At 58.2% G+C, this 23,723-nt stretch carries 24 protein-coding genes; 10 read left to right on the top strand and 14 right to left on the bottom strand.

Translation table 11 applies throughout. The features are described from left to right. Position 1 precedes the first annotated feature (1 nt). Positions 2 to 1,519 carry a sensor domain-containing diguanylate cyclase gene (locus tag ACJO5Y_RS07370; RefSeq protein WP_406985780.1) on the bottom strand — a complete coding sequence of 506 codons (1,518 nt, stop codon included), beginning with the start codon at positions 1,517 to 1,519 and terminating at the stop codon, positions 2 to 4. 84 nt (positions 1,520 to 1,603) lie between these two features. Here ACJO5Y_RS07370 and cobS point away from each other — a divergent pair, with 84 nt between their 5' ends. The 4 genes from cobS to ACJO5Y_RS07390 all read left to right on the top strand — a co-directional run bounded on the left by cobS (position 1,604) and on the right by ACJO5Y_RS07390 (position 5,886). After that, entirely contained in the window at positions 1,604 to 2,392 is a 789-nt protein-coding gene (gene cobS, locus ACJO5Y_RS07375; RefSeq protein ID WP_406985833.1) for an adenosylcobinamide-GDP ribazoletransferase, read from the top strand. Positions 2,393 to 2,455: 63 nt separating this feature from the next. After that, complete coding sequence (locus tag ACJO5Y_RS07380) at positions 2,456 to 3,970, top strand: AlkA N-terminal domain-containing protein (RefSeq protein WP_406985781.1); 1,515 nt, start codon at positions 2,456 to 2,458, stop codon at positions 3,968 to 3,970. Continuing rightward, a complete protein-coding gene (locus tag ACJO5Y_RS07385; RefSeq protein ID WP_406985782.1) occupies positions 3,967 to 4,488 on the top strand; it encodes a methylated-DNA--[protein]-cysteine S-methyltransferase in 522 nt (173 codons plus the stop codon). The genes ACJO5Y_RS07380 and ACJO5Y_RS07385 overlap by 4 nt, the downstream gene beginning before the upstream one ends. An 84-nt stretch (positions 4,489 to 4,572) precedes the next feature. Then, positions 4,573 to 5,886, top strand: coding sequence for an MFS transporter (locus ACJO5Y_RS07390; protein WP_406985783.1), 1,314 nt, complete (start codon positions 4,573 to 4,575; stop codon positions 5,884 to 5,886). On the opposite strand, the gene ACJO5Y_RS07395 is transcribed toward ACJO5Y_RS07390, so the two are convergent. The 4 genes from ACJO5Y_RS07395 to ACJO5Y_RS07410 all read right to left on the bottom strand — a co-directional run bounded on the left by ACJO5Y_RS07395 (position 5,883) and on the right by ACJO5Y_RS07410 (position 10,484). Next, the gene (locus tag ACJO5Y_RS07395; protein WP_406985784.1) at positions 5,883 to 7,775 is read right to left on the bottom strand and encodes a monovalent cation:proton antiporter-2 (CPA2) family protein; all 1,893 of its coding nucleotides are present in this window, start codon (positions 7,773 to 7,775) and stop codon (positions 5,883 to 5,885) included. The genes ACJO5Y_RS07390 and ACJO5Y_RS07395 overlap by 4 nt on opposite strands. 66 nt (positions 7,776 to 7,841) lie before the next feature. Then, a complete protein-coding gene (locus ACJO5Y_RS07400; RefSeq protein WP_406985785.1) occupies positions 7,842 to 8,894 on the bottom strand; it encodes a diguanylate cyclase domain-containing protein in 1,053 nt (350 codons plus the stop codon). Between the two features lie 148 nt (positions 8,895 to 9,042). Beyond that, on the bottom strand, positions 9,043 to 9,546 hold the full coding sequence (locus ACJO5Y_RS07405; RefSeq protein WP_406985786.1) for a DUF5615 family PIN-like protein: 504 nt from the start codon (positions 9,544 to 9,546) through the stop codon (positions 9,043 to 9,045). Between the two features lie 65 nt (positions 9,547 to 9,611). Further along, entirely contained in the window at positions 9,612 to 10,484 is an 873-nt protein-coding gene (locus ACJO5Y_RS07410; protein WP_406985787.1) for a sterol desaturase family protein, read from the bottom strand. A 94-nt stretch (positions 10,485 to 10,578) separates the two neighbouring features. On the opposite strand from ACJO5Y_RS07410, the gene ACJO5Y_RS07415 reads away from it, so the two are divergent. Then, on the top strand, positions 10,579 to 11,481 hold the full coding sequence (locus tag ACJO5Y_RS07415) for a LysR family transcriptional regulator (protein WP_406985788.1): 903 nt from the start codon (positions 10,579 to 10,581) through the stop codon (positions 11,479 to 11,481). Positions 11,482 to 11,592: 111 nt separating this feature from the next. Then, positions 11,593 to 13,779, top strand: coding sequence for an OsmC domain/YcaO domain-containing protein (locus ACJO5Y_RS07420; protein ID WP_406985789.1), 2,187 nt, complete (start codon positions 11,593 to 11,595; stop codon positions 13,777 to 13,779). Here the strand turns inward: ACJO5Y_RS07420 and ACJO5Y_RS07425 are convergent. The 5 genes from ACJO5Y_RS07425 to ACJO5Y_RS07445 all read right to left on the bottom strand — a co-directional run bounded on the left by ACJO5Y_RS07425 (position 13,734) and on the right by ACJO5Y_RS07445 (position 17,465). Continuing rightward, positions 13,734 to 13,913: a DUF1349 domain-containing protein gene (locus tag ACJO5Y_RS07425; RefSeq protein WP_406985790.1), complete on the bottom strand. Its 180-nt coding sequence runs from the start codon at positions 13,911 to 13,913 to the stop codon at positions 13,734 to 13,736. The two genes, ACJO5Y_RS07420 and ACJO5Y_RS07425, sit on opposite strands and share 46 nt — an antisense overlap. Positions 13,914 to 14,091: 178 nt before the next feature. Further along, complete coding sequence (locus ACJO5Y_RS07430) at positions 14,092 to 14,322, bottom strand: DNA glycosylase AlkZ-like family protein (protein WP_406985791.1); 231 nt, start codon at positions 14,320 to 14,322, stop codon at positions 14,092 to 14,094. Between the two features lie 8 nt (positions 14,323 to 14,330). Then, positions 14,331 to 14,927: a DNA glycosylase AlkZ-like family protein gene (locus ACJO5Y_RS07435; protein ID WP_406985792.1), complete on the bottom strand. Its 597-nt coding sequence runs from the start codon at positions 14,925 to 14,927 to the stop codon at positions 14,331 to 14,333. Between the two features lie 50 nt (positions 14,928 to 14,977). Beyond that, positions 14,978 to 15,997 carry a TerC family protein gene (locus tag ACJO5Y_RS07440; protein WP_406985793.1) on the bottom strand — a complete coding sequence of 340 codons (1,020 nt, stop codon included), beginning with the start codon at positions 15,995 to 15,997 and terminating at the stop codon, positions 14,978 to 14,980. Positions 15,998 to 16,088: 91 nt separating this feature from the next. After that, positions 16,089 to 17,465: a C13 family peptidase gene (locus ACJO5Y_RS07445; RefSeq protein ID WP_406985794.1), complete on the bottom strand. Its 1,377-nt coding sequence runs from the start codon at positions 17,463 to 17,465 to the stop codon at positions 16,089 to 16,091. 176 nt (positions 17,466 to 17,641) lie between these two features. Between ACJO5Y_RS07445 and ACJO5Y_RS07450 the strand changes: the two genes are divergently transcribed. Genes ACJO5Y_RS07450 through ACJO5Y_RS07465 form a run of 4 tightly spaced genes read left to right on the top strand, consistent with a single transcriptional unit; the run spans position 17,642 to position 20,333 of the window. Then, entirely contained in the window at positions 17,642 to 18,061 is a 420-nt protein-coding gene (locus ACJO5Y_RS07450) for a hypothetical protein (RefSeq protein WP_406985795.1), read from the top strand. Next, complete coding sequence (locus ACJO5Y_RS07455) at positions 18,051 to 18,716, top strand: CDP-alcohol phosphatidyltransferase family protein (RefSeq protein ID WP_406985796.1); 666 nt, start codon at positions 18,051 to 18,053, stop codon at positions 18,714 to 18,716. The genes ACJO5Y_RS07450 and ACJO5Y_RS07455 overlap by 11 nt, the downstream gene beginning before the upstream one ends. Before the next feature lie 3 nt (positions 18,717 to 18,719). After that, on the top strand, positions 18,720 to 19,676 hold the full coding sequence (locus tag ACJO5Y_RS07460; RefSeq protein ID WP_406985797.1) for a phosphatidate cytidylyltransferase: 957 nt from the start codon (positions 18,720 to 18,722) through the stop codon (positions 19,674 to 19,676). A 9-nt stretch (positions 19,677 to 19,685) separates the two neighbouring features. Next, complete coding sequence (locus ACJO5Y_RS07465) at positions 19,686 to 20,333, top strand: lysophospholipid acyltransferase family protein (protein WP_406985798.1); 648 nt, start codon at positions 19,686 to 19,688, stop codon at positions 20,331 to 20,333. A gap of 53 nt (positions 20,334 to 20,386) precedes the next feature. On the opposite strand, the gene ACJO5Y_RS07470 is transcribed toward ACJO5Y_RS07465, so the two are convergent. The 4 genes from ACJO5Y_RS07470 to ACJO5Y_RS07485 form a co-directional block, all read right to left on the bottom strand. Next, a complete protein-coding gene (locus ACJO5Y_RS07470) occupies positions 20,387 to 20,890 on the bottom strand; it encodes an MgtC/SapB family protein (RefSeq protein WP_406985799.1) in 504 nt (167 codons plus the stop codon). A 111-nt stretch (positions 20,891 to 21,001) separates the two neighbouring features. Beyond that, positions 21,002 to 22,285, bottom strand: coding sequence for a hypothetical protein (locus tag ACJO5Y_RS07475; RefSeq protein WP_406985800.1), 1,284 nt, complete (start codon positions 22,283 to 22,285; stop codon positions 21,002 to 21,004). A 172-nt stretch (positions 22,286 to 22,457) separates the two neighbouring features. After that, complete coding sequence (locus ACJO5Y_RS07480; RefSeq protein ID WP_406985801.1) at positions 22,458 to 22,844, bottom strand: tautomerase family protein; 387 nt, start codon at positions 22,842 to 22,844, stop codon at positions 22,458 to 22,460. A 40-nt stretch (positions 22,845 to 22,884) separates the two neighbouring features. Continuing rightward, positions 22,885 to 23,622 (bottom strand): hypothetical protein, encoded by a 738-nt coding sequence (locus ACJO5Y_RS07485; protein WP_406985802.1) that lies wholly within the window; start codon positions 23,620 to 23,622, stop codon positions 22,885 to 22,887. Positions 23,623 to 23,723 lie beyond the last annotated feature (101 nt).

Raw genomic sequence — 23,723 nt, forward strand, 5'->3', positions numbered from 1 at the left:
ATCAGGGCACGCGAAATACCCCTGATGCATCGACGAAACAATCCCTGCCCGCCTCCTTGGCCAGGTAGAGGTGATGATCCGCTTTGCCAATCACCGGGTCCGGACTGGAAGGAATCGCCGGCAGGTCTGTCACCGCGGCAATCCCCGCACTGACAGTGACCTCGATGGGCAAGTCTTCGAAAACAAACGCGTGCCCATGCACCGCCTGCAGGATCCTGGCAACCATGCCGCCAACATCATCCGTGTCGTCCAGCGCAAACGCGACCATGAACTCCTCCCCGCCATAGCGGGCCACCACATCCATGCAGCGGGTATTTTCCATCAGGATATCGGCAAACTCGGTCAGTACATAATCACCGGCAAGGTGCCCGAGGGAATCATTGATCTGCTTGAAATGGTCGATATCAAACATCGCCACGGCAAACGGTTCGTGCTTCCGGGCCGCCTGCCCCAGCATCTCCTCCAGGCGCGGCATCAGGTAACGCCGGTTGTGCAGACCGGTCAAAGGATCCCGAATGGACTGGCTAAGCAGCTTTTGCTCCAGGCTATGACGCTCCAGCGCACCGGACAGCAGCCCCGAAACAATGATCAGGAGATCGCCCTGATCCTCCCGCCAGATCCGCTTCTGTAGTGAGTCCACCCCAAAAAAACCGGTTACGTGCCCTCGAACCTTGACCGGCACAGCGAACATGGAGCAAACACCCCGACGTTCCAGCAACTCCTTCTCCCCGCCAGCAATATCGGGCAATTCAGACGCGTCGGGTATAAAGACAACCTTATTGTCGCTCACCATCCCGTGAATCTGTTGCTGCCACCACTGGAAACCTCCAATGTAGACGTTTTTCTGCCTGTCAATCAGGGCGGAGACGCCAGGACTCACCCACTCATGGGTGTTCGCCATAAACTGGTAATTGTCCGAGAAGGTAAACAGATAGGCACGATCAACACCAAAGAACTCACCAATTTTTCTCAGCAGTTCGTTGATGCACTCATCGATGGTCCCGAAATGCAGGTTAATGAATTCCTTGGAAAGATCGGCGATCAGCTTCTGGAAACCAGCCTGATACGAATACTCCGCCTCACTCTCACGCAGTGTCTGCTCCAGTTCTTTGTATTGCTGGATATTGTGAAACTGACCGTACCACAGAGTGCTGCCATCACTCTGGCGCTCCGGTTCAGAGTGGCCTTCAAACCACTGGTACTCTCCGGATGTGAGCTTCAGCCTGGCACAGTGCTTCCACGTCGTCAGATTACGAGCGGAAGCCTGGATACTTTCCCCGACGTCGGCCAGGTCATCCGGGTGAACAATCCCAAAAACGACATCTGCACTTTTCTGCAATGCCTCGGGTTTCAGCCCGAACCAATCGGTCACCCGCCGACTGACATAAGGGTAACGATGTTCACTGCCATCAGCACTCAACCAGTAGGTGTAGATAATGCCGGGCACGCTGGCTGTCAGCTTATTATAAAATTCTGGCGATTTCTGGCCTGGGCCATCGCTATCCTGTTGATCATGCATAACACTGCGTGACTCCTCTCAAGGGAGCCGTTTTTCCGGCGACCTACAAAAAAAGTGTAGAGTATGGCAACAAATCCCGCGAGCATGCCCCCGGAGCATCATTTGAGTACCCATATTAACCCAGCGTCCCGTGAATGGCAGGCCTTCTGGCTTGCGATCGGTTTCCTCACCCGGATACCGATGCTGATCCAGATCGATTATTCACAACGTCTGATGAACCAGAGCAGCCTTTATTTCCCAATCGTCGGCCTGCTCCTCGGCGCATGCTATGTCGGCGCCTACACCTTATTGACCCTTGCCTTCAGTCCACTGATCTCGATTGTATTGGTGGTCATCCTGCACCTGTGGCTGACAGGAGCCTTCCACGAGGATGGCCTGGCGGACAGTGTAGATGCATTGGGTGGTGGATATACGATCGAAAAACGTCTGGAGATCATGAAGGATAGCCGAATTGGCACCTACGGCACAGTGGCGCTGGTGATGGCCCTGGTGCTGAAAGTCGCCCTGCTGACAGAGGCAAACCCCGTCTGGCTGGCGTTTTTGGCCGCCCCCATGGTGGCACGCCTGACGCCACTGCTGATCATGGGCTACCTGCCCTACGTGACCGATCCGGACAAGAGCAAGAGCAAACCGGTGGCTGACGGTTTTTCGAGAACCCGGCTGACGATTGCCGCGACCTTCACAGTTTTTGTGTCCCTGGCACTGGTTCTGTACGAACCCTGGCTATTGTTGTGGGGTCTGTGTGCAACACTTGGAGTTGCCCTGGTTTGGGGAGGCTACCTGCGCAGCCAATTGGGCGGCTACACCGGCGATACCCTGGGCGCCAGTGTGGTGCTCTCCGAACTTGTCCTGTTGCTGGGCCTGGTCATCTGATCGCGACACTATCAGTTCCGAATCCGGCGAGTTTTACCGGCCAGCACTGGTACACTTTCAGACATGGACACATTGACTGATGATCTCTGCTACCAGGCACTGCAAACCCGGGATGCCCGTTTTGACGGTCGCTTCTACACCGCCGTACTGACCACCGGGATCTTCTGCCGCCCTATCTGCCCCGCCGTAACGCCCAAGCGGGGCAACGTGCGCTTTTACCCGTCGGCGGAAGCGGCCATGGCCAATGGCTTCAGGCCGTGCCTGCGATGCCGCCCGGAGGCCGCCCCTGGCAGCCCGGCTGCTGCCGGCGTGCATACCACGCTGGCACGAGCGGTCAGGCTGGTGGAGGAAGGCGCTCTGGACACCCATTCAGTACCGGAGCTGGCTGAACGCCTGGGCATTACCGATCGCTACCTGCGCCAGCTCTATAAGCGCCACACCGGCGTAACGCCCCAGCAACATGCCCAGGCCCGACGCCTGTTACGGGCAAGGCAGCTGATCGTGGACAGCAACCTGAGCATGACCGAGATTGCCGAGATCGCCGGTTTCCGCAGCCTTCGACGCTTCAACCATACCCTGAAAGAAACCTATGGCGATGCTCCCACAGCCTATCGCCGTGGCCCCAGACAGCCGGCCAGCAACACCCGCCGCAGCCCCGATGATCCCTTCAAGCCGGCTCGCGATGATCTCGTCCTGTTCCTCCAGGCACGACCGCCCTTTGACAGCGATGCCCTGCTGGCGTTCTTCCGTGCCCGCGCCATTCCCGGGCTGGAAGCAGTGGGCGATCAGTATTACGCCCGTGCGATTGAGATCAATGGTCGGCCGGGGCTGGTGATCTGCCGGCCGCGGACTGACCAGCCGGGTCTACAGGTGATCGTCAGGGGGCCGGCACGGCAGGCCATCCTCGAGGTGAGCGAGCGGATACGCCGGCTGTTCGATCTGGACGCAGATCTGGCCACCATCGCCGGCCACCTGTCCCGGGATCCACTGTTGCGCCCCGTCGTTACACAGCGCCCCGGCCTTCGCGTACCCGGATGCTGGGACCGGTTCGAGTTCGCCGTGCGGGCTATTCTGGGCCAGCAGATATCCGTAACCGCCGCCCGCACAATTGCCGGTCGGCTGGTCGCCCGCTATGGAACTCCCCTTCCGGAAGACCTGACGGCTGGTACCGGCATCACTCATCGATTCCCGGAGCCAGCGGACCTGGCAGCGCAACCACTGGATAAACTGGGACTGCCCCGCAGCCGGGCAGAAACCCTCGCCCGAGTCGCTGCAAGGTTTGCCGAACCCGGTTTTGCCGAGCTGGATGGCAGTACCCTGCTGGAGCAGCTTGCCCCCCTTCGCGGTATCGGTCCCTGGACACTCAACTACCTGGCCCTGCGCGGCCTGTCCGACCCCGACGCTTTTCCGGCCAGCGACCTGGGCATCCTCAAGGCCGCAGCCAGCCTTGGCGGACCAGCCAACGCCAAAGCCCTTACCCGTCACGCTGAACGCTGGCGTCCGTGGCGGGCTTATGCCGCCCAGTATTTGTGGGCCACGCTGGCCGACCATCCACCCCGGCAGGAGACCACGCCATGAACACAGTCATCACTATCAGCCGCTTTCCCAGCCCCGTCGGCCCCCTGAGCCTGGCCACGGTGGATGGCAAACTGGTCCACCTGGACTTCGACGGCAACGAAGACCGTATGCACGCCCTGCAGGCCCGGCGGTTCCGCCACCCTCAGTGGCGGGAGCAGCCGCACTCCGCCCCCAGCGCCATCACCGAGTGGCTGGAGGCCTACTTCGCCGGCGAGCTTCGGCCCCTGCCAAGGGAGCAGATCCAGCTGACCGGCACCGACTTCCAGCAACGCGTCTGGCAGGGGCTCATCGACATCCCGACGGGGGAACATCGCTCCTACAGCGCCTTGGCCAAAACCCTGGGTAACCCCAAAGCGGTGCGCGCCGTGGCCCGGGCGAATGCCCTCAACCCAGTGGCCATCCTCATTCCCTGCCATCGGGTGATCGGTGCCAACGGCACGCTCACCGGCTACGCCGGCGGTATTGAGCGCAAGGCCTGGCTGCTCGACCACGAGGCAAAGTACCTGAAGGCCGTTTAATCCAACGGGGCTGGGCATTTGCGTCGATAACGGCCACAATCACGGCACGGATGTCCCTTGTAAGGATAAGGAGCCCAGCCGAACATGCCACCACACACGACCCACGCCCAGCCCCCGGGCGCGCAGGAAGACAAACGCGCGCTCTGGTCCTGGGCGCTGTACGACTGGGCCAACAGCGCCTTTTTCACCATCATTCTCACCTTCGTTTTTGCCCAGTACTTCAGCGTATCGGTGATGCAGGACGAAGTGGCGGGCACCAACGCCTGGGGCAACATCGTGGGCATTTCCGGTATCTTTATCGCCATCCTGGCGCCGATACTGGGCGCCATTGCAGACCAGTCCGGGCGGCGCAAACCCTGGTTCATCACCTTCACCCTGCTGTGCGTGCTGTCTTCCGCCATGCTGTGGACCGTCACACCGGATCAGGACCAGTTCTGGAACGCCGCGCTGTGGGTCGGCCTGGGCACGCTCGGTGCCGAATTCGCGTTTATCTTCTACAACTCCATGCTGCCGGACCTGGCCAGCCGGGAACGCACCGGCCGCTGGTCCGGCTGGGCCTGGGCACTGGGTTACGTGGGTGGTGTGACAAGCCTGGTGGTCGCGCTGTACGGTTTTATCGAGACCGACGCCAATCTCTTCAACCTGGACCGGGACCAGGCCGAACACGTGCGCGCCACCTTCGTGCTCGTGGCCGTCTGGTACCTGGTATTCGCCCTGCCCGCCTTTATCTTCACCCCGGACCGGCCACCCACCGGCCTGGGCCTGGCGGCTGCCACCCGTGCCGGGTTCGTGCAACTGAAGGAGTCCATCGCCAACGTCCGCCAATACAAGGACATTGTGCGCTTCCTGATCGCCCGTATGCTGTACACCGACGGTCTGGCCACCATCTTCACCTTTGGGGGTGTGTACGCCGCCGGCACTTTCAACATGGGCCCCACCGAAGTCCTGCAATTTGCCATCGCCCTGAACGTGACGGCAGGCCTGGGGGCCCTGGGGTTTGCCTGGATTGACGACGCCCTGGGCGGACGCAACACCATCCTGCTGGCACTGGTGGGATTGGGCAGCAGTGCGCTGGCCATCCTGCTGGTGGATGGCGCCACTGCCTTCCTGGTGTGGGGCATGATTCTGGGCATTTTCGTGGGACCGCTGCAATCCGCCAGCCGGTCACACCTGGCCCGCGTTGCCCCACCCCACCTTCAGACCCAGATGTTCGGTCTGTTTGCCTTCTCCGGCAAGGCCACCGCATTCGCGGGCCCCCTGTTGGTGGGCTGGGTCACAGCTGTCACCGACAGCCAGCGCTGGGGCATGAGCACCATCCTGATATTCCTGCTGATCGGTTTCCTGCTGATGCTGACGGTACCCGCAACCGAAACCAAGGAGGTCGAAGAAACCGCCTAACGCCCGCCGCTTTCCGGCGGAGCCCACAGCGGCACTTCTTCTCGGGTGGGAGGTTGCCAGTCCTGCTTCATAACATGGCTGAGGGTGTCTTCCAGCTTCATGAACAATTCGCCGTAACGGGGGCTAAAGCTGATGCCCGATTCGATATCCTTCCAGGCTTCGTGCAGTTCAGCCTCATGGGCTTTCTCGTTATTTACAAAGGCCCAGGTCATCTGGCGGGCTCGCAAGGGGTGTACGCCAAACGCCGTAAGCGCCTGACCGCCCAGCTCCAGGGCGGAATGATAGGTTTCGCTGACCACGTCATCGGCGCCCGCGTCCCGCAGATCATACCCATGGCCCCGATCAAAGGCTCGCGCCAGAATCCAGACACCCGGGAAGTGTTGCTTGACATGGTGCACCAGGGCCACTGCCCGCTCCCGGTCATCGATGGCCACCACCAGCAGGCGAGCGTCGGCGATACCGGCGGTTTCCAGCAGGTCCATCCGGCTGGCGTCGCCAAAATAGCTCTTGATGTTGATGCGGCGCAGGTTCTCGATCTGATCCAGCGCCAGATCCAGGGCCACAATCGGAATGTTGTTGGCGCGCAACAAGCGGCAGACTATTTGCCCGAAACGCCCCACACCGGCCACAATCACCGGCGCCTGTTCCTCGATGGTATCCGCATCCTGCTGCTCGTTACGGGCTTCGCGGTATCGCGGCAGGATCAGGCGGTCATAGGCGATGAACAACAACGGCGTGAGGAACATGGACAGCGCCACCACCAGGGCCAGCACCTGGGCAATGTCCATGGGTATCACCCGGTTCTGCATGCTGTAAGTCAGCAGCACAAACCCGAATTCACCGGCCTGGGCCAGTCCCAGGGTAAACAACCAGCCGTCCCGGCCACGAAGCCCGAACAGCAGCGCCAGCAACAACAGAACCCCCGCCTTGACCAAGATTACCAGCAGCCCCAGCGTCAGCACCGTGCCCCACTGTGCCGACAATACATCGAAATTGATGCCGGCACCGACGGTGATGAAGAACAGGCCGAGCAGCAGGCCTTTAAACGGCTCAATGTTGGCCTCGAGCTCATGACGGAATTCGCTGTTGGCCAGCACCACGCCAGCCAGGAAAGCGCCCAGCGCGGGTGACAGGTTCACCACACTCATCAGTGCGGCAATGCCGATCACCAGCATCAGCGCCATGGCGGTAAACACTTCCCGCATACCGGACTGCACCACATAGCGGAACAGCGGCCGACTCAGATAGTGACCGCCCACGATCACCGTAGCCACCGCGCCAATCACGACCAGCGCATGGGCCCAGCCGGGCAGATCCGCCACCAGGCTGAAACTGCCGTGATGGTCCGCTTCTGCCGAACCAACCGCCGCCAGCCCCGACACCGCCAGCAGCGGAATTACGGCAAGCATGGGAATCACGGCAATGTCCTGGAACAATAACACCGAGAAGGCCCCGCGACCGCCCTCGGTCTTGCTCAGCCCCTTTTCATTGAGGGTTTGCAGGACAATGGCGGTGGAGGACAGGGAAAAGATCAGACCCACCGCGATGGTGGTTTGCCATGGCAGCCCCAGCCACCAGGCAATGGCCATACCCGCAACGGAGGTCAGCACCACCTGCAGACCACCCAGTCCCAGTAAACGGACCCGCATGGCCCACAAGGATTTCGGATCCAGCTCCATGCCCACCAGAAACAGCATCATCACCACGCCAAATTCGGCGAAGTGCTGGATGGTGGCGGTCTCCTGGCCCACCAGCCCGGTTACCGGCCCGATCACCACCCCGGCCACCAGATAGCCGAGCACCGACCCCAGCCCCAGGCGCTTGGCCAACGGTACCGCGACAACCGCCGCCAACAGATAAATAAACGCCTGGATAAAGTATTCCGTCATCGATGCTGTTCCGTTTCCGATTGATCGTTCGGGTCACACCCCGTCTCCGCACTCTTTTGCCTCCCTTCAGGTTAGCGAAGGATCAAATTTTCGGAAACCGTTCTTTCCGGAATTCTTGACTGTATACATGGCCTTGTCGGCCTGGGACATCAGCGAGCAGAAATCGTCAGCGGTGCCAGGAAACGTTGAAATGCCGATGCTGCAACCCACGGTGACCGTGCCCTTGTTCAGCTCAACCGGCTCGCTGACCTGAGCGATAATACGTTCCGCAAGGGGCTCAAATGGATAACTTTCGGAATCGTCCGCGGTGCCTTCCACCAGAAAGGCGAACTCATCGCCCCCCACTCTCGCCACCATTTCACCCGCGCGCTGGATCTGCCGAAACCGTTCCGAGATTACCTGCAGCAGGTGGTCGCCAGCCATGTGTCCATACTGGTCATTTACTTCTTTGAAGCCGTCTATATCAACCAGGTAAAGCGCCACCTCGCCTGCCTGGTTCCGGCGCTGCAGGGCAATGGCAGACTCGAGGCTTTCTTCGAACGCCGCCCGGTTATGCAGCCCGGTGAGTGAGTCGTGGGACGCCCTGTAAAGGATCTCCGCCTCCTTGCGGCGGTCTTCGGTGATATCGCGGGCAATGGCAAACAGTTTGGTTGTGACATGGGTAATGGCGGGGCAGTACCAGGCAATCCATCGCCAGCTGCCGTCCTTGGCCCGATAGCGGTTTTCAAAACTGACACTGTCGTACCCGGCTCCCAGCCCCTCCAACTCCCTGGTCGTTCTGGCCACATCGTCCGGATGCACAAAGTCCACAAACGGACGTGACAGCAACTCCTCCCTTGAATAGCCCAGGGTATTGGCAAACGCGGCATTCACCTGTTTGAAGTAACCATCCAGCCCGGCAATGCACAGCATCTGAACGGAGTGTTCGAAGAACCACTCCCACTCCTTCAGGCTGCGGTCGTATTTCTCCAGTTCGCTGGACATTTGCAGCTTGGTATCCAGCAAGTCTTCACGTTCCCGCTCCAACACCCTGAGCCGGGTCTCAAGATCCTCCAACCGCTCGGCCTTTTGACGCAGCCTGGCGATAATCTTGTCATTCGGATCATCCGCTGTACCCATAGGCGCCAGCCTCCAAACAGCAACTTTCACCTGTCAGGGAATATCGCCAGGTGCAAAAACGTAAGAACCCACGCTTTCAACATAGCACCCACAATTGGAACTGTGAACAAATGTTCAATTATAAGGGCGAGGCACAATGGGCTTGCTCTCAAACACGCCGCCAGTCATTCATTGCCTCCAGCCGGCGGCGCATGCTCCGCACATGGCTGCCTTCCCAGTAGAGCTGGCGACAGGTGGCGCAGGCCCACACTTTATGTGCATCCAGCGCGGAGGCACCGGGGTAGAAATGCTGTATCTCCCACTCACTGGCGGCAAAAAGCGGTGTATTACAATTCTTACAGCGGCTGAAAGGAGCAAAGCACCAATCCAGATCCAGCCTGAGGGTCAGCTCCTTCAGGCGTGCCTGCTCATCCTGAGCGGTCAGGTAAATCACGTAGGAAGGGGCGATGGTAAAGTTCAGCAAGTCTGTATCGGTAGTGATCAGCCAACGCTGCTCGGCCCGCGCCAGGTCCACCAGTTGCCGGTCCGGTGCCCCCTGAACGGGCGAGGACGCATCGTAACCGGCAACGCGAAGCCATTGTGCCAGGCTGTTCAACATCTCGTCGCATAAAAAGCGCAGTGGTGCCAATGAACACAGACTGCCGTCTATCATCTTCATGGAATCCTGACTGAAACCTGCCCTGCTTCCTCCAGCTTAGCTGTTTTCAGTCTCAGGTCTCAGCCTTTCGGTACATACGGCCGCACATCCCAGCAGAAATAGCGTTTCAGGACACTGTTGGCTTCATGCTCTTTCTGGCGCCAGCCGTAGACCTTGGGCTTGTTGGTCTCAATGGCGAGGGTACCAAACACCAGCCAGTCGTAAATCGCCAGCGTGGAGGTCACATTCTTCGCTGAGTTGGGACCACGGGCATGGTGATGATGGTGCTGGGTCGGGAACACCAGTACATGAGCCAGCGCCCACATGGTCTTGCGCACCCAGGCCCAGCGATGGTTATGGAAATACAGATCGTAATTCCAGTTGACGTGGGTATGGGCCGCCCAGAAACCCTTGAATGCCGTGGCAATCAGAAAGACATCCACCAGCCCCAGGTAAAGACACAGCAACTGGAAGGTATAATTGGGCATGATCAGCCACCAGGCCCAGCCGTTGACGAAAGTCTGGGTCACCGACAGTTTCCCTTTGTTATCCGTACCGCCAGACATGTGGTGTGGCCGGTGACTCATCTTGTAGAACGCCTGGACCCACTGAAGGATTCGGTTGTTGGGGCGACGCCGGTGAGCGAACAGGTGGAAGCTGCCGTGAATGAACTCCTCCACGCAGAAAAACACGATCAGCGTCGGCCAGAAGTAAGCCTGTTCAAGCCAGGCCAGTGAACCGGCACTGCCGGGAACCAGCGTTGACAGGCCAAGGGTCAGCACCAGCAATACCAGCGGACGCTGAACCGCCACCATCATGAAGGTCGCGAGAAAAGCCATCCGCCAGTCTTGTTTACTCTTCCGACCCTCGCGGGTGCGGCCACTGACCACCTCCCAGACAGCGGTCACCACAATGAAAGACGTTACCAGCATCGTCAGTTTTTGATCATCCATTTTTGTTCTCCCAGACATTGGCTGCAGGCATGTCTTCTGACGTTAATGGCACCCTGTATATTTTTCTATTCAATATTTGGTATAAGTATTATCCATGAAGCTGAATTTACGCAGTGTCGACCTCAACCTGCTGCCCGTGTTCGATGCCATCATGGAAGCCGGTCAGCTCTCCCGCGCCGCAGAGACTCTGGGTATGAGCCAGCCGGCCATCAGTGCCGCCCTGCAGCGCCTGCGCCAGACTCTGGATGACCCACTGTTTGTGCGCACACGTCAGGGCATGTTGCCCACGCCCCGGGCCCGGGAACTTCACAGTAGCCTCAACCAACAACTGGCCGCCATGCGTGACACCCTGGACCCGGCCAACCGTTTCGTGCCCGCCACCAGCCAGCGTCGCTTTCGCGTGCTCAGCAATGACTATTTCGAAATGGTGGTGTTGCCTCCGCTTCTGGCACGCCTGCAAACGGAAGCGCCGGGGGTAGTGGTGGAAGTGGCATTGGCCGGTGACGACGTGCCGCAGACCCTCTGCACGGCACAGGCCGATCTTGCCGTGGACGCCTTTGGCACCGAGAACGACCAACTGCACCGGCAGGTGCTGATGACGGAGAAACTGGCGGTCGTGGCGCGGCAGGGGCACCCGACACTGCGTGGCAGCTGCACCAAACAGCAGTTTCTGGAGGCTGAACACGTGGTGTTACCTGACCGCAATCGCCGCCTGCCGCTGGATCAGATCCTCAACGAACCCGGTTGGCAGCGCCGCACCGGCGCACGGGTCACCCAGTTCGCCAGTATGTTGGCCACCTGCAGCCGATCCGACATGATTGCCACCGTCCCGGAGCGCATGGCACAGCAATACGCCGAGGCGCTGGGACTACAGACCCTGCCTTTTCCGATCGACATTCCCCCGCTACCGGTCTACCTGATGTGGGCCCCGGTGCTCGATAACGACCCCGCCCATCAATGGTTTCGGCAGCGCTTGCTTGAAAGTGTCGTGGACTGATTGAATGGGTATATCTGGCGGCGGTCTTTCAAGACTTATGGACCCGAAATCGGGATAATACCAGCCAGTACCCAATAGCCCGCTCAATTCTGTAAACCCGGTATCCTGTTCATGGAAATCAAAGTTAACTTTCTCGAAAACCTCAGACTTGAAGCCAAGTTTGATGATTTCACCGTCACCACTGACCAGCCCATTCGCTACAAGGGTGATGGCTCCGCCCCGAGCCCGTTCGATTATTTCCTGGCCTCGTCGGCCCTCTGTGCGGCCTACTTTGTCCGGGTTTACTGCAAGGCACGGGACATTCCCACGGAAAACATCCGCCTGTCGCAAAACAACATTGTCGACCCGGAGAACCGCTACAACCAGATTTTCAGAATTGAAGTGGAGCTGCCGGAAGATATTTCCGATAAGGACCGCCAGGGCATCCTGCGCTCAATCGACCGCTGTACCGTGAAGAAAGTGGTGCAGACCGGCCCTGAATTCCAGATTGAAACCGTCGAAAACCTCGACGAAGACGCCCAGGCCCTGCTGATGGCCGCGCCGGAAGGCGACTCCAGCACCTACATCGTTGGTAAGGACCTGCCGCTGGAGCAGACCATCGCCAACATGTCCGGCATTCTGGCGGACCTTGGCATGAAAATCGAAATCGCCTCCTGGCGCAATATCGTGCCCCATGTGTGGTCGCTGCACATCCGCGATGCCGCCTCGCCCATGTGTTTCACCAACGGCAAGGGCGCTACCAAGGAAAGCGCCCTGTGCTCTGCGCTTGGCGAATTCATCGAACGCCTGAACTGCAACTTCTTCTACAACGACCAGTTCTTCGGCGAGGAGATCGCCAACAGCGACTTCGTACATTACCCCAACGAGAAATGGTTCAAACCCGGGCCGGATGACGAGCTGCCCGAGGGCATACTCGATGAACATTGCCTCGCCATCTACAACCCCGAGGATGAGCTTTGCGGCTCACACCTGATCGACACCAACTCCGGCAAAACTGAGCGTGGCATCTGCTCCCTGCCCTTCGTGCGCCAGACCGACGGCGAGGAGGTCTACTTCCCCTCCAACCTGATCGAAAACCTGTACCTCAGCAACGGCATGAGTGCCGGCAACACCCTGCAGGAGGCACAGGTACAGTGCCTGTCGGAGATCTTCGAGCGGGCGGTGAAAAAGCAGATCATCGAGGGAGAAATTGCCCTGCCGGACGTGCCCCGGGACGTGCTTGAGAAATACCCGGACATTCTCGAGGGCATCGAGGCCCTGGAAGCCCAGGGCTTCCCGACACTGGTGAAGGATGCCTCCCTGGGCGGTCAGTTCCCGGTGATGTGTGTCACCCTGATGAACCCCAGAACCGGCGGCGTGTTTGCCTCCTTCGGCGCACACCCAAGCTTTGAAGTGGCACTTGAACGCAGCCTGACGGAATTGCTCCAGGGCCGCAGCTTCGAGGGCCTGAACGACGTACCAGCTCCCACGTTCAACAGCCTGGCCGTCACCGAGCCCAACAACTTCGTCGAACACTTTATCGATTCCACCGGTGTGGTGTCCTGGCGCTTCTTCAGCGCCAGATCCGATTACGAGTTCCGGGAGTGGGATTTCTCCGGTACCAACGCGGAAGAGGCCGAGGGCCTGTTCGGCATCCTCAGAGACATGGGCAAGGAAGTCTATGTGGCCGTGTATGAAGAACTGGGCGCACCGGTCTGCCGCATTCTGGTGCCGGGTTATTCTGAGGTGTATCCGGTCGAGGATCTGATCATGGATAACACCAACATGGCGTTGGACTACCGTGAAGACATCCTCAACCTGCACCGCCTGAGTGACGAGCAACTGGCCGATCTGGTCGAGCGCCTGGAAGCCAGCCAGCTCGACAACTACATGACGATCATCACCCTGATTGGTGTGGAGTTCGACGAAAACACCGTATGGGGTCAGCTCACCATCCTCGAGCTGAAAATCCTGATCTGTCTCGCCCTGCAATGGCACGAGGAAGCCCTCGAGTTTGTCGACATGTTCCTGCAATTCAACGACAACACCGTCGAACGCGGTCTGTTTTATCAGGCGGTGCAGGCGGTACTGGAAGTCACCCTCGACGACGAGATGACGCTGGACGACTACCTGACCAACTTCCGGCGCATGTTCGGGGACGACACCATGAACGCCGTCGTCGGGTCAGTGAGTGGCGAGGTGCGTTTCCACGGCCTTACCCCGACCAGCATGCAGCTGGAAGGGCTCGACAAACACCTGCGGCTGATTGAAAGCTACAAGAAGCTGCACGCAGCCCGGGCGGCTAGGGCCGGTGCATAGTCATTGCGAAACCCATAATAGCTGCGTTGCCAGAAGTCGGTTTCCATGTCGGTTGTGATGGTTACCTTTTCGGGTGTCACGGTGCTGTGTTGGGGCTGGTTTAGCCAGGTGCCTCGGCTGAAATCGACTGTCATGAAGCACCTTTCACTTAAACGGTTAAACTTTGGCCTTTAGCCCATACCTTTACCCGACATCAAGCCGGCAATATCCGAAGTAGACAGTGCCTTGATCTCGCGGGTCTCCTGACCCGCGTATGTCGAATCCTCAGACGCGAGCGCTCCTGCCCACCACAGGGACCTGCTTCGTTTTACATCACACTAGAGGTTTTAGCGCACTGCGCAATCGTTGGGTTAGATGTTTTGGGTGGGCTTTACAATCCATCCGCCCAATAAATTCATCGCGGTAAAGTAACGGTAGGCAAAAGTAGCCATACTGACGTTTGGCCGCGGGTACATAGCATTCCAGCTGATAGTCGTATTGAAACAGTGCCTTGAGCCGTTCGCGCTGAATGACACTGTTGTCGAATGGCGAAAGAATCAGCATGCGGTTGTTCAACCGGGGAAGGGGGCGTTCGAGCGCACCCGTTCGGTCAGGTCATAGGTTTTTTGGAAACCTTCGCGGTCGCTGACCATCAGGTCGCCTTGCATATACAGCTGTTCGAGTGCCCTTTTGGCTGGCTTCCAGTCCCACCAGCCCGAACGTTTCGTGGCGTTGGTTTCTACATCCCGGGATCGTAGCGGGCCATCTGAACGTATGCGGGCCAACAGTTCACCCATGAGCTTCTTGTCACGGGTTCTATACCAATGGGTTTGGCCGCTTTTAATGGCGTGTTTGTAGGGTAAGGAGAAGCGGAAATCGGCGATGGGCAGAAAAGCTGCCGCGTGTGCCCAATACTCAAAAATATCGCCATCGCGCAACATTTGATTTGTCATGGCTGGCTTGAACTTAGGCACCCTGGAGTACAAAACATGATGGTGTGCCCGTTCCACCACCGATATGGTGTCAACCTGCACATAACCTATGTGGTTGATCGCTTTACGCGCCCCCGCCAAACCTCGCCCATAGGGCTGAGCCTGCAGCAAACCTTGTGCAGCCAGGGCAAGGCGCCGTAAGCGTACCAGCTCTTGTGAACGTTTAATTTCAATCATGGTCATCCTTGCCTAACAGGACCGTAGAAAAACCACCCAAGACAGCTCGTTTACACACCAGGCTTCTTGCCCCGGTCCGCGGGCGGCTTGGGCTTGGGGGGGCTGCCGGGTACCCACCAGCGGCCGGCCTCTGCGGCAGCCTGTTCCGGCGGCATGCCCCGGGTCTTCCACATGGAGAAGAGGATCGAGCCGCCGATCAGCGCGGCCGTGATCAAGAGCGCGACTTCCGTCGGAATCACCTTGGCGTCAAACCAGGCATTGAGAATCATCTTCACGCCCACGACCACCAGCACTAGCGAAAGACCGTATTTCAGGTAATGGAAACGGTGGATGACGCCCGCCAGAGCGAAGTACAGGGCGCGCAGACCAAGGATGGCAAAGACGTTGGAGGTATAGACCAGGAAGGGGTCGGTGGTGATGGCGAAGATCGCTGGAATGGAGTCCAGCGCGAACACTACGTCGGTCAACTCCACCACGACCAGCACGACGAACAGCGGTGTCACGTAGCGCACGCCGTTCTGGACCGTAAAGAAATGATGGCCGACGAAGCCGTCGGTTACACGAAAACGACGGCGGATAAAGTTAACCACGCGGTTGTTCTCCATGTCCGGTTCCTGTCCCACCGTCACCAACATCTTGATGCCGGTGAACAGGAGGAAGGCACCGAACAGGTAGATAACCCAGTGGAACGCCTCGATCACAGCCGCGCCGGTCAGGATGAGGGTGGCGCGCATCACCAGCGCGCCCAGAATGCCCCAGAACAGCACCCGGTACTGATACTGGGGCGGAACGGCAAAGTGCGTGAAGATCAGCACGAAAACAAAGATATTGTCGACGCTGAGGCTCTTCTCGATGAAGTAACCCGTCAGGAACTGATAGCCGGCGGTCTCGCTCATGAAAACGAACACGCCGGCCGCGAAGATCATTGCCAGCACGATGTAGCCCAGGCTCAGCCAGAGCGCATGCCTGATGGTGATTTCCTTGTCGCCCCGGTGCAGAACGCCGAGATCGAGTGCTAGCAACAGGAGCACGAACAGATTAAAGCCAACCCATGGCCACAGCGAGTCCATATATCCTCATCCTTACTCAGCGTTTATCAGTGACTGATCCGCATGCCGTAGCGGGCATCCCCTTGACCACATTGATACTGATTGAGCCTTGTCATTCGTCCGTGTCGGGAACTTCCTGGCTAAGCCATTCCCGCAGACTGTCACCCAGGTGTGACTGGGGATAGGACCGGTTTTCCTCCTCCATACCGATCTCTTCTTCCCAGGTTCTGATTTGCGTGTTGACCTGCTCGAACATGGCCTCGGGATCGTCGAGTGACAGGCCCACGCTCTGATACACGGCCTTGGTGAACCAGGTCATTTCCGAGTCGTCGCCGCAGCCGAAGGACGTGCGGTCTTCCCGGGCGGAGGTCATGATCAGTGTATCGCTGTCTTTGAGTTGGTTGAGCCAGTGGCCGGAGTAGCACGCAGAGACCACCAGCAGTTTCCGGCGGGCGTTCAGTGGCTCCAGCATCTCCGCAAAGGCCTTAGGCGACAGGTCCGGCAGTTCGATACCGGGTTGCTGCAACAGCAGTTGCCCATCTTTCCTGCCATGGCTGACCAGGTGAATGACAAGCAGGTCTTCCTCCGGGTTCATTTGCTCATCCAACGCCTTCAGGGCCGTTGCGATGGATGGCCGGGTAGCCAGGGGTAAGGTTTCGTAATCCCGGTGATTGAGCAGCATGATGGCGCGCTTATCCACATCAAACTGCGCCTGCAGGCCTGTTCTGGCCACCTCGATATCGCGCATGAAAACCGACTCGGTGCCGTCTCCGCCCACGGCGAGGAAATAGGCGTCAGTCACACCAGGCCGTTCGAGTGCCAGGCTTTCTATCTGGTTGTTCAGGCGCTGGCGATCCTCGGCAAGGATCTTTTCGGTGAGGGGCGCTGGCGGTTCTTCCGGGGTGTATTCCTCCCTATCTAAAAACTCACCGTATTCCCAGGTGCCCGATAGGCTGTCCATACCCTCCGATTCGTCAGGAAAGGAGTAGGTGCCTTCCCCGTGGTAATACCAGTCACGGAACTCCCCCTCATAGCTGCCATAGTCAGTCATGTGCTTCCCCTTTACCGGGGCGCCATCTTCGAACTCGGCGATATAGACGCTGCCACTGGCTTCGTAACGGCCTTCACCATGGAACTCATTGTTCCGGAATGCTCCCTCATAACGGCTGTCGTCATCTTCAAGCACACCCTGTCCCGACATCAGGCCTTTCTTGAACTCGCCTTCGTAACGCCAACCCGCCGGGGATTCGAGTGTTCCCTGACCATGCCAGTACCCCTCCCGGAACTGACCGCTGTAGACCGTGCCACTGGCAAACTCCTGAACGCCCTCACCATGAAAGAGACCGTCCCGGATATCGCCGGAATAGGTACTGCCATCCGGAAGGCGAGCATCGGGCGACAGCAGTTCTGGTGCGTCGCAGGCTGCAAGTACAAGAACGGCGATCAGTGGCAGGGTCATTCGCAAGGGGCGCTGTAAAACAGTCATCATCTTGTTTTCTTGGTCCTGGGAGGTGTGTGGAAGTTTGCAGCCGCATCCTATCAACATTGGTGACAGGAAATCGCGGAGTGGTTCACTGCACACAGATAGCAGATGTGAGGTCGTTATAGTAACCTTGCCATCACATTCGTGTAACGAATAAACCATTGCTCCAAGGATAGGATGTCATGGAAAGGAAATCCGGGAAATTGCTGGCTGCCGGCCTGGCCTTCGTGCTTTGGGGTGGCTGGGCACTGGTGGTCAACTGGCAGGCCGGCGCGCAGGCGGCGACCATTGCCGCTCTGATACAGGGTTCCACCAGCTTTGTGGTTACCCTGCTTATGGCCGCTGCGGTCACCTGGCAGGTTCGACGTTTCAGGCATCCGGTCTGCCGGGTGCTGGCACCTCCCCTTATTACCGTGTCGGTGACAGGCTCCTTTCTCTTTCTCGTGCATTCGCTGGGGCAGACCCCCGGCTTGTGGCAGACCATTCTTCCGCCCACCACGATCGCTTTTTGCTACTGCCTGTTGCTGAGTGTGCAACTTCAGCGCGAGGCTTCCCTCTCATCAACCCGGTTACCGGTTTCGGATCTCAATAATGATGGATAACGTACAGGGCCAGAGAAGGCCGCTCAAGGTTCGACAGAAACAATGGGCCGGTGGGATTGCCCGCTGGCTGGGGCAGCGCGGGGTAACCCCGAACCAGATCTCGCTGGCGAGCATCGCCTTTGCCCTGGCGGGAGCAGCCGCCTTCCTGATCAGCGGGAACCTCGAAGGCGGCTGGCGCTGGTGGCCCCTGCTGCTGGCGGCGACGATGATTCAGGGGCGCCTGCTGTGCAACCTGTTTGATGGCATGGTTGCCGTTGAGGGCGGCAAGAGCACGCCCGCGGGTGAGCTGTTCAACGAGGTACCGGACCGGGTCAGCGACACCCTGTTGCTGGTGGCGCTGGGCTATTCCCTGCCGGGTTTTGAATCAGCGATATGGCTTGGTTGGTTGGCCGCCTTGCTGGCCGTTCTGACGGCCTATGTCCGGGTGCTGGGCAGCGCTCTCGGCGTGTTGGCGGATTTCCGGGGGCCGATGGCCAAGCAGCACCGCATGGCATTGCTGACGACTGCTTGCGTATTGTCCGTGTTCGACAGCCTGTGGGCCGAACCCGGAATGGCGCTGTGGCTCGCGCTGGTGCTGGTGGCGGCGGGCAGTGCCGCAACCTGTGGGCGGCGACTGGCAGGCATACACGCGCAACTGAATCGCGAGGAGGGCTGAGCCATGGATCTGTCGTTCCTGCTGATCCTCTCACTGCCGACCAGCGTCCAGTACGCCATTGCAGGATTGTTCCTGCTGTTGGTAGCCGGCTCCGTGGCGGAGCGGGTACTGGCATCCCGCATGGAAGCCGAGGCCCATCGCGAGCTGCGCCAGCGCATCAACTCCTGGTGGATCATGGTCGGGATCCTGCTGGTGGTGCTGATCATCGGTCGTGGGGCCTCGCTGGTGTTCTTCGCGGTGCTGAGTTTCCTGGCCCTGCGAGAGTTCTTTTCCATCCTGCCGGTGCGCCATACCGACAGACGGGTAATCCTGGCCCTGTACCTGATGATCCCGGTGCACTATTACTGGATCAGCCTGGAGTGGTACGGCGTGTTCATCATTTTTATTCCGGTGTACCTGTTCCTGTTCATCCCCTTTGCATTGCTGATGCTGGGGGAAACCAAAGGCTTTATCCGCTCCGCCACCTCTTACCAGTGGGCGGTGATGACCACGGTCTTTGCCATCAGCCATGTGGCCTACCTGCTGATCCTGCCCGCGGAGCGGAACCCCGCTGGCGGGCCCGTCGGGCTGGTGCTGTACCTGCTGTTCCTGACCCAGTTCAACGACGTGGCCCAGTATGTCTGGGGCAAGACCCTGGGCAAGCGCAAGATCGTGCCGAAGATCAGCCCCAACAAGACCTGGGCGGGATTTGTCGGTGGCGTGGCGACCACCATGGTACTGGCCATGCTGCTTGCCCCCTGGCTTACCCCCCTGTCCATGCCGGAGGGATTGCTGGCGGGGCTATTGATCGGGGTTGCGGGCTTCGTGGGCGACCTGACCGTGTCGGCGACCAAGCGGGACCTGGGCATCAAGGACACCGGGCGACTGATTCCCGGGCACGGCGGCATCCTCGACAGAATCGACAGCCTGATGTACACCGCGCCGCTGTTCTTCCATTACCTCTACTACCTCAAGTATTAGGGGGTAGCTATGTTTAGCAACGCGCTGAAAAAACTGTTCTTCCTGATCATCGTCAAGCCTGTGGTCTTCATTGGTCTGGGGGTCAACCTGTTCAATCGGGAAAAGCTACCGGATTCAGGGCCGGCCATTATCGCGGCCAATCACAACAGCCACCTCGATACCATGGTGCTGATGTCGCTTTTCCCCCTCGGGCAACTGCCCAGGGTACGCCCCGTTGCCGCTGCGGATTATTTCCTGCGCAACAGGCTGATGGCCTGGTTTGCACTGCGGGTGATCGGGATCATCCCCCTTGACCGCCAGGGCCAGGCAGCGCGGGATGAGCTGTTTGCAGAATGCCGGGCGGCACTGGAGCGGGGCGAGATACTGCTGGTGTTCCCGGAAGGCAGCCGGGGCGCACCAGAACAACTGCAGCCATTGAAGAAAGGGGTCTACCATCTGGCAAAGTCCGCGGGCATGACCGGCGTCACTACCGTGGTGATGCATGGCCTTGGCAGGTCGATGCCCAAGGGTGGATCCATGCCGGTCCCCTTCAACTGTGACGTGGTGGTGGGGGAAACCCACTACCCCGGTGACAACGCAACGACGTTTATCGACACCCTCAACGGAGCTTTCGAGGAGCAACTGGCCCAGTGCCTGACCCGAAGGGTTGAGGAATAGAGCGTTTTAGTGAACGAGGCCGGGCATCTCTGCGCTCAACCGCTGTTTTAGGGTTACCTGTCCTGTTTGTTTTCTTTCGAATGTATGAGGCGCGAAAATTTAGGCACCACATACAGTACGATCCAGGCCAGAAGGGTACACAAAATTGCCGTCTGCTCTCGCCCCAGGCCGACCGCAATTCCTATCGCGGCGGTAAACCAGATGCCCGCCGCCGTGGTGAGTCCACTTGCATTTTGTTCATCATTGCCATTGATGATCGTTCCCGCACACAGAAAGCCAATGCCGGTAATCACGCCCTGGATAACACGGCTCATTTCCGAGTCAGAGATGCCCACTTGTTGGGGAATCAGGATGAACAAAGCCGCCCCCATGCAAACCAGCATATGAGTACGCACTCCAGCGGCCTTGCCTCGTTGTTCCCGTTCAAGCCCCAGCACGCCCCCTAAAAGCCCAGCGAGCAGGAGCCTGATCAACACAATAAGCATTTCGCCCAGGTCGTTAAGGTCTGAAAACTCGGAAACAACGGTATTGCCGATCAGTGTCATTTCGTCGTTCATAGACGTCTCTTTCATGTGGAAAAGGGGCGGCACCTGCTTAAGTCTAGACCACGGCGAAACTTAGTAATGGTTATGATGTCCGGTTACCCGTTATTTCGGCACGCACATCAACTAGAGTCGCGAAACGGTCTGAATGTCACGGACTTGCACCGGTACAACCATTGAGCCTCCGTGTAAATGCCGTCGAAGTTTTACAGCGTCTCCGTCAATCCTCAGGATAACGCCTTCCATTCGCCGACCACTTTTCAGAGTGATGGATACATCCCGCTGGAGGTACTGCTTCAGATCCGCTGGCGACTCCGGATTGCCGCTGGTTACAGAGTCGGCAGGCGCGGTGTTTTTCTTGTCGGTAGTGGGCGTTTCGGGTTGCTCTGCATCGCTCGCGGCGATGTCCTGCTCGGCCAGAGCGACACTGACAGGCTGCATCCCCGTTCTTTCCGTGCCCATTTTCGGGTTCAGGCGGCCGCTCAGATACACCGGGTCGGGGCTGAGATAATTGTCGTCAAGATCCAGAGCGGGAAAGGGCTCCATTTCAAAGACCAGCTTACTGCCCGGATTGCCGATGTAGTCGCGGTATACCTCGACGAAACTTTCGCTCGGTTTCAGACCCATCTTCTGCCACTCGGCAACCCAGGCTTCCATGTGATGTTTTTGATACTCGGCTATGGTCATGCCGGTCTCCCCGGCACACAGTTCGAGCATGTGACCGAGCTGGCCGTGATCCTCAATGCCAATACTGGCGGAGGATAATGACATTGAGCTGGCAGTTTCGGCAGACAAGCCAGCCTCGTTAATGGAATTCGAACGGTCCAATACCATGTCGAGGCTGACGGCCATCAGATCGCGGAACAGCATCCGGTTGGTAAAGCGTATCCGCATGCCCCCTTCAGACAGTTGGTAGCCCATGGTCATATCCAGCACCAGGCGATCAAAGCCCATGGCATTGATATCACGGCGACTAAACCTTGAACGCCCATTGCATCCTGCCGTTTCCAGTTTGGTATAGAGGCTATCGGCAACCGCGGTGTTTTGCAGGTTGGTCATGAACTCCATATCCGCTACCAGGCCTTCTATCGAAAACTCGAGGCGGTCCGGAATTTGGTTCTCACGCAGTTTGTCTTGCAGGTTCATCAATACCCAGAGATTGCCGGTGTTCAATCCAATCTTGTCGGCGACGATCTCCTCGTTATTCCTCAACGAGACGAAGCGAAGGTCCGTCACCTCAATATTGCCAGACCAGGTGGTGGAAACATCGCCGTATTCCATCCGGACGAATGGCGCGATGGTCCGCTTGATGCTTTCGAGCCCATCAGAGACAGAGCTGGTAATTTTGTACTGAACGAAGGCGAAACCGACCGCAACAGCGACCACGACGATAAGCAAAAAGCGCTTCATAAAGTTCCCTTTTTACAGCATTCCTTAACGGATTCAGGGTTATGGAGAAAGGCGTTCTGAATTTGATGGCACGAAAAGATCATACCTTAACTTTACGTAATGTGGGAAGGCGGGGAGAGGGGCGCGGAAGGAGAGGCACATCCGCGCCGGGGGCGTCCCCTGAGAGCACTTGTTACACATTGACTGAGTACTTGAGGTCACGCGCTTCGTCTCCAGTCATGCCACGAAATCCCCAGCAGTGAGCTGGTTGTTCCTTTATCGTCACCTCGACGTCCACGGGTGAAATACCAACCTCCGACTCAATCCTACTAAATAGCTCCTTTATCAGAGCCTTTTGGGTCTCTGGAGTACGACCCTGCATCATGTTGATCTCAATGACCGTGTAGGCGGGCGTTCTGCCACCTGGATAATAAAAATCCTCGGCGTCCATTGGGATGAAACGATGAGCCCGTTTGTCTTCTGGCATGCCCAGAACTGACCGCATACATCCATGAATGACCTCAGAAAGCTGGGCCTTGACCGGATTAAGATATTCCTTGATTCCATAGATGACTATCACTATGCCTCCTGCATTGTATAACGCCGCTCAGCACACGCGGTTACGAAATGGATGCGGAGCTGCCGTTAATGGTGGTATCGACTGGCATGCGCCAGCTGCGGAACATGCTTTTTCTACTAGACTTACCCCGCAACTCCAGAAGCCAGTAATAACATAGCGGGTCATTAACGGGCAGCCCGGCGGGCACATCAAAACTGAATCTTACAATGCTTTCCCTGCCTTCGGGTTGCACCCGGATCTCCTGTTTTACGCTCCAATATTCGGCATCCCGCGACGAATAATCATTACTCGCTATTGCGTCTTCCTCATAACAAACCAGCTTGATCTCCACCGACTGGCACCCTCGCATAGGCTTCAAAAAACGTATGATCCCCGAAGCCTCCCCACCAACCTCAGGATGAGCACCGAGTTTTAGCAGCGTAGCTCCGTTTTTGAAAAGCTTCCGGCTTGTGTTCAGTCGAGAGGAGAGCATAAAAATCCCGAAAAGCGGGCCACATAACAAATACGGATGAAAAAAATTGCCCAGCGTCACGGCGTAGACGATCAGTGGCAACAGCAGAAAAAACAGCCCTAGAAGATACTGTGACTTTGCCCCTGTTGCCTGCGCACTGCGCGTCCACCGGTCAACCCCGGGATACCCCTGCTCTTTGCGGGATTTTGGTTTCAGGCCGGGTATCGGAATGCTTTTTTTAAATATCACTCGATAGCCTCGGCTCGGGCCCGGTTTGCTTACTGAAATGATTTTTGGGCTTTCATCGCCAAAGTCTGTTCCTGACATATATATTTTCTGTCCCTGAAGTAAATCGGACGCTGAGGTTGCCATAGCCAAAGATTACTTTCTCTGTTTCAGCTAACAAATATGAGCCTCAGTGGGCTTAC

Origin of the sequence: Marinobacter alkalisoli, assembly GCF_045449855.1 — a bacterium.
Taxonomy (GTDB): Bacteria; Pseudomonadota; Gammaproteobacteria; order Pseudomonadales; family Oleiphilaceae; genus Marinobacter.